Origin of the sequence: Prevotella sp. P2-180 (assembly GCF_002251435.1) — a bacterium.
Classification (GTDB): Bacteria; Bacteroidota; Bacteroidia; order Bacteroidales; family Bacteroidaceae; genus Prevotella.
Genome location: NZ_NPJI01000041.1, coordinates 1 through 1,679 on the forward strand (window position 1 = coordinate 1; position 1,679 = coordinate 1,679).

Annotated in this window: 2 protein-coding genes; both read right to left on the reverse strand. The window is 43.5% G+C overall.

Annotation, left to right across the window (positions count from 1 at the left end):
- Positions 1-27 precede the first annotated feature (27 nt).
- The gene (locus tag CIK98_RS07395) at positions 28-1,245 is read right to left on the reverse strand and encodes a hypothetical protein (RefSeq protein WP_253249665.1); all 1,218 of its coding nucleotides are present in this window, start codon (positions 1,243-1,245) and stop codon (positions 28-30) included.
- On the reverse strand, positions 1,242-1,511 hold the full coding sequence (locus CIK98_RS07400) for a hypothetical protein (RefSeq protein WP_094383624.1): 270 nt from the start codon (positions 1,509-1,511) through the stop codon (positions 1,242-1,244). Before CIK98_RS07400 ends, CIK98_RS07395 begins: the two co-directional genes overlap by 4 nt.
- Positions 1,512-1,679 lie beyond the last annotated feature (168 nt).

Below are 1,679 nucleotides of genomic sequence, written 5' to 3' on the forward strand. Positions count from 1 at the left end.
TAGGGTGTCCAGTTAACGGTTCCAAATTCAGATAGTTTTTCTGAATATTTTGGTTCGTTCTGTAACCCAGTTTGTGGACATGTTCTTGGCAGCCCAAGTATCAATGTCCTTAAGTTTAACATTCACTAAGCGCTCTTTGAAATTAAATGTATCAGTAACAGATTTGTTCACGAGTTTTGGATATAGCGGAATCAACAGCACGAAAGGAGTAATACCATACAGTTTGTTTGGTGACTTCTTCGACTTGAAGATTCCATAGTCAGACTCAATGATGTCAGATGAGATGTTGTCATTCTGCACATCATCAACCAGCAAAGCCTCTTCTTTCTTGAAGTAGTCAAGCATCCTGATGCCTAGCATGGCTCTGCGGTTGTTGGCGTTGCCAATGACATTCCTGATGATATAATGCTTGCACTCATTGCATGTGGCAATATTGAAGCCTTTTGTCTTGCAGATTTCCTCAACATGCCTTACTGCATCAACAGCCACAGCAAGTTCATCAAGCAGCTCTTTATTCTCTGGAACGAAAGAGTATGCCTCTTGCTTCTCCTTGGGCAGGATGCTATATGCATGTAGCATGTGCTGTCCCCAGTCAACCCATGACGACATGTTCATGAACCTGGCGATGGTCCTCATGTTAGGAGGAAGCAGGTAAGCCTTGTCTGTAAGATGATATTGCAGCCTTACCTCACCCAACAGTTTGGTAAATGCAACGAAATCAGCCTGTTTACCATACACTTTCTTCAAGATTGTGCCCATGGCATGACTGATGTCAATGTGCTGAGCAATACCAGATTTGGCGACTCCATTCGTAAGGTTGTGCGCCTGGTCGTTGATGATATACTCAGGGTTGCTGCCTGCTTTCTTGGCCGCCTCCTCTATCTCCTGTTTGATTGCATCACCATCGAAGGCCTTGCCAACCTTCATGCCGACAACCGTCACATCCTCATGCTTCACAGGCTCACCTTTATGACGGGCAGGAATGCCAAGCAGAAGAAGCAGTTTTTCGCTGTTGATGAATATGCTTTCATCTACTACGACTGCATACTTACCTCCTCTGCATGGAGTACGGTCGTTCTCGTAAACGGACAGCCCCAGCTTCTTCATCCAGTTCTCTACTGTGTTGTAGCATGGAACCTTCCCGCACTTGCCTTCGAATACCTCGCCGAAGATCTCCAGAATCTTCACCACGGTGCGAAGACCGCAGTTCGTACGGGTGTAAATCAGTATGCAGAGCTTGATCACCAGAAGCGAATATCGATGTCCGGGAACAGCGTCGAAAGTAATTCTTTCTGCTCTTTGCTCAAGGTTGTCTGCGTGACGTCTTTTTTTTTGAGTTCGGCCTTGGTCTGTTTAAGATCATCCTTGGCTTTCTTGAGTTTACCTTTGGTTTGCTCATGTTGCTTACCAGACTTCTTGAGTTCTGACTTCAAGGACTTATTCTCTTCACGAAGACGTTTCAGTTCCTCTTCTGGAGTCTCTTTACGAGATGTTGATTCTGACTTTTTCATTGTTTTTAGATGATTGTAATTATCTACAAAGATACTAAAAATCAATGAGATACACAAATTTTCAAAGAACTAATTCTATTACTAAAACGTTAAATATCAGAGCTTTAAATTAACATTTCAAACAGGGCTAATCCAGTGCGTTTTTGGAACGACAAACTGGACACCCTA